Raw genomic sequence first — 3,114 nt, forward strand, 5'->3', positions numbered from 1 at the left:
GTTCAATCGCCTTCTCGAAGTAGCGGCGCGCCGCGGCCTTGTCCCGACGGGCGCGCAGCAGGAAATCCACCGTGTTGCCCGCCTTGTCCACGGCACGGTACAAGTATTTCCAATGGCCTTTGACCTTGACATAGGTCTCATCGACGCGCCAGCTCTTGCCGACAGGCCGTTTGCGTTTGCGCAATGCTTTTTCAAACACCGGCAGCAGCTTGATAACCCACCGGTGCACGCTCGAATGGTCCACCTCGATACCCCGCTCGGCCATCATTTCTTCGAGGTTTCGTAGGCTCAGTGAGTACGCCACGTACCACCGGACGCACAGCAGGATCACGTCCAGCGGGTAGTGCAGCCGCTTCAGTACCTTGCCAATGCCAGCGGGCAGTCTCTTGCATGACGTCTTCGTCTTTGTCATCATGCTTGTCATGCGTTGTCGTCGGCGGATTTTACTTGACCGCGTTATTGCGACAAAACCCGATCATCCAGGAATCGGACGGCCGGTCGGGCGAAAGCAGCACCTACGAGGCACGCGATACGCTCAAGGACGCACACGATGTTGCGCTCTTCGACTACTACGCCACATCCCAACTCGCAGTCGTCCGTATTCGCGATATGAGCGTCGCGCTGGTTGGCTCGCCCGGTCGCTACTATGGGGTCCATCCAGCACCGGATGGACAGCATCTGCTGGTGTCGACGATACAGAAGCCGTACTCGTACCTTACGACTGTTGCGCGCTTCCCACGCGACATTGCCGTGTGGGACATTTCGGACCAAGCCCATGTCGTTGCGCATAAAATCGCATCGCGTCCTCTGATGGAGCGCGTACCGATTCACGGTGTGCCAACCGGACCGCGCCAATTTTCGTGGCGCACCACCGAACCGGCGACCCTTGTTTGGGCAGAAGCTCTAGACGGAGGCGACTGGAACGTCAATGCTCCGCAGCGCGACCGGCTCATGACGTCGACGGCGCCGTTTGACCAGCCGCCGCGAGAAGTGATGCGACTCGCGCAGCGCTACTGCGGGATCGACTGGACGGCGCAGTCGGATCTGGCATTGCTGGCCGAATACGACAGCAATCGTCAATGGTGGAGCGCCTACCTCATCAACTTCGACGCGCGCATTCCCGCGCCGCGCCTGCTGTGGGATATGTCGTCTCACGAACAGTATGCAGATCCCGGAAACCCGGTAATGCGCACGCTGCCGAATGGCTTTTCGGTCATCCGTCAGGAGGGCGATTCAATCTTTCTCGCGGGTGCCGGCGCGTCGCCGCATGGCGACCGGCCGTTTCTCGACCGGCTCGACCTTGCGACGTTCAAGACGCAGCGACTGTTTCGCAGCGATAGGTCGAGTCTGGAGTCCTTCTTCGCGTTCACCGAAGATGACAGCCGCTCGTTTCTCACTTCGCATCAGTCGCCGACTGATCCGCCCAACGTCTACGTGCGCAGACTCCGTGCGGCAATCGACGCGCCGGCAGGCGAGGCAACGTTCACGTCGTCAAGTGCGGCGGTTACGCACACCACGGACCCGACGCCCGCCGTCCGGCAGATCAGGAAGCGCCTGGTGAGATACCAGCGGGCGGACGGGGTGGAGCTGTCTTTTACGCTCTATACGCCGCCCGGCTACCAGGAAGGCACGCGCATACCAGCGATCCTGTATGCGTATCCTCGTGACTATGCCGACGAATCGAAGGCCGGCCAGACCAGCGGCTCGCAGGAGACCTTCACGCAGCTCAGCAGGCACCGCCTGCTGCTGCTGGCCGGCTACGCAATTATCGACAACGCATCATTCCCGATCATTGGCGACCCGAAGCGGGCGTACGACACCTACATTGAGCAGATCGTCGCCGACGCACAGGCCGCGGTGGACGAGGCGGTTCGACTCGGCGTCGCAGACCCGAACCGCATTGTCGTAACCGGCCACAGCCACGGCGCACTGATGACCGCGAACCTGCTCGCGCATTCAAACCTGTTTCGTGCGGGCGTCGCGACGAGCGGTGCGTACAACAAGACGCTCACTCCACGTGGGTTTCAGAATGAACGGCGCACCGTCTGGCAAGCGCAAGACGTCTACCTCAAGACGTCGCCGTTCTTCTATGCAGACAGATTAAAGGCTCCACTGCTGATCGTGCACGGCGCCGACGACCCGAACCCTGGAACGACGCCGCAGCAGGCCAGCCTCCTTTACGAGGCGATCCGCGGTAACGGCGGTATTACCCGACTCGTGATGCTGCCGCATGAGACACACGGGTACGCCGCGTGCGAATCGAATGAACAACTGGTTTATGAGATGCTGCGGTGGTTCGACCGCTACCTGAAGAGCGCACCGCCGGGCAACGCAACGCATTGTCGCGTTGCTGCCTGAGTCCGGTAGGGCCCTGTCAACTTGGCTGACTTCGTCGATGACGATCCACAACGCACAGGGGCTCAGAAGCCAGTCGACGGAGCTTGGATGACGTTGGTAAATTCGCGCCACGCGAAAAACCGGGCCCCGAGGTGTTTGCGATAGAGAGAAGCGCGCAGCAAAAGTCGTTCCAGCGCAAAGTGCTGCCGGATCGGACTGAAGCGTGAAGCATGTGTTCGTCAAGGCGGCGGCCCGTGTCAACACCGGGCGGAAAATAGCCATCAGCCCACAAGGGAGCGGCGCATGCGAGGCTTTCGTGCCCCGGGCCTTCCTGTCGAGCGTTCAGCCGTTCCCGGATGTTTGCTTTCGCCGCCGGATAGCTGTGCAATTGATCGGTGACGATCTTGCGGGACACCGGCGTCGAATGCAGCACCCGCTTGAAGCACAAGCGTCCGGTTGGGAAAAGCTGGCGAATGGACGAGAGCTATATCAAGATCAAAGGCGAGTGGAAATATCTTTACCGGGCAGTGGACAAGGCGGGCGACACGGTCGAATTCCTGCTCAGGGCCAGGCGGGACAAGGTCGCTGCCCGGCGGTTCTTTGAAAAGGCGATCGCCCATAATGGTACGCCAGAGACCGTGACCATCGACAAAAGCGGCTCCAATCTGGCCGCACTGGATGCGGTGAATGCCGATCGCGAGACGCCGATCAAGGTCCGTCAGATCAAGTACCTGAACAACATTGTCGAACAGGACCATCGGGCTATCAAACGCCGGA

Annotated in this window: 2 protein-coding genes and 4 pseudogenes; 3 read left to right on the top strand and 3 right to left on the bottom strand. The window is 60.6% G+C overall.

Annotated features, from left to right (window positions below; translation table 11 throughout):
- On the bottom strand, positions 1-424 hold a 424-nt coding region (locus tag GCT19_RS41405; RefSeq protein WP_408582418.1), incomplete at its 3' end, for an IS6 family transposase.
- Between GCT19_RS41405 and GCT19_RS41410 the strand changes: the two genes are divergently transcribed.
- The gene (locus tag GCT19_RS41410; RefSeq protein ID WP_152855051.1) at positions 391-2,358 is read left to right on the top strand and encodes an alpha/beta hydrolase family protein; all 1,968 of its coding nucleotides are present in this window, start codon (positions 391-393) and stop codon (positions 2,356-2,358) included. The genes GCT19_RS41405 and GCT19_RS41410 overlap by 34 nt on opposite strands.
- 62 nt (positions 2,359-2,420) lie before the next feature.
- Here GCT19_RS41410 and GCT19_RS45185 read toward each other — a convergent pair.
- Positions 2,421-2,564, bottom strand: a pseudogene (locus GCT19_RS45185) (IS6 family transposase); the annotation flags it as partial.
- On the opposite strand from GCT19_RS45185, the pseudogene GCT19_RS45045 reads away from it, so the two are divergent.
- Positions 2,558-2,661 (top strand): annotated as a pseudogene (locus GCT19_RS45045) (IS6 family transposase); the annotation flags it as partial. The pseudogenes GCT19_RS45185 and GCT19_RS45045 sit on opposite strands and share 7 nt — an antisense overlap.
- Before the next feature lie 21 nt (positions 2,662-2,682).
- On the opposite strand, the pseudogene GCT19_RS44240 reads toward GCT19_RS45045, so the two are convergent.
- Positions 2,683-2,779, bottom strand: a pseudogene (locus GCT19_RS44240) (IS6 family transposase); the annotation flags it as partial.
- Here GCT19_RS44240 and GCT19_RS41430 point away from each other — a divergent pair.
- Positions 2,778-3,114 (top strand): annotated as a pseudogene (locus GCT19_RS41430) (IS6 family transposase); the annotation flags it as partial. The pseudogenes GCT19_RS44240 and GCT19_RS41430 overlap by 2 nt on opposite strands.

Origin of the sequence: Paraburkholderia atlantica (assembly GCF_009362785.1) — a bacterium.
In the GTDB taxonomy this organism is placed as follows: Bacteria; Pseudomonadota; Gammaproteobacteria; order Burkholderiales; family Burkholderiaceae; genus Paraburkholderia; species Paraburkholderia atlantica.

What these genes read in the sequence shown, in the direction of transcription:
- GCT19_RS41410 (WP_152855051.1), top strand. Translation starts at nt 391, where the DNA reads ATGACGTCTTCGTCTTTGTCATCATGCTTGTCATGCGTTGTCGTCGGC.